Raw genomic sequence first — 398 nt, forward strand, 5'->3', positions numbered from 1 at the left:
GTGCCACGCTGAAGGCCATCGACATACCCACCAGGAACAGGAAGAACGGGAACACCAGGTCGGTGGGCGTGCAGCCATGCCATTCCGAGTGACGCAGCGGCGCGAACACCGCACTCCAGTCGCCCGGATTGTTGACCAGCAGCATCGCCGCCACGGTGATGCCGCGCAGGGCATCGATCGAGCCCAGACGGCGTGGCGGCGTACTGTTCATCAGGCGGCCTCGTACTGTCCGGCAATCCAGGTACCACGCACCTGCAGGGCGTCATCCAGCAGCACCAGGTCGGCCTGGTAGCCCTCGGCGATGTGGCCAAGGCGGTCGTCGACGTTGAGGAACTGCGCCGGATAGGTCGACGCCATGCGCGCCGCTTCGGCCAGCGGTTGGCCGAGCAGCTGCACGG

At 66.8% G+C, this 398-nt stretch carries 2 protein-coding genes; both read right to left on the reverse strand.

From position 1 onward, the window contains the following. The coding region (locus D7X55_RS47285) for a heparan-alpha-glucosaminide N-acetyltransferase domain-containing protein (RefSeq protein WP_121725809.1) at nucleotides 1-211 on the reverse strand (211 nt) is incomplete at its 3' end. Beyond that, the coding region (locus D7X55_RS47290) for an amidohydrolase family protein (protein WP_142379938.1) at nucleotides 211-398 on the reverse strand (188 nt) is incomplete at its 5' end. The genes D7X55_RS47290 and D7X55_RS47285, both read right to left, overlap by 1 nt.

Source organism: Corallococcus sp. AB049A (genome assembly GCF_003668885.1).
GTDB lineage: Bacteria > Myxococcota > Myxococcia > Myxococcales > Myxococcaceae > Corallococcus > Corallococcus interemptor.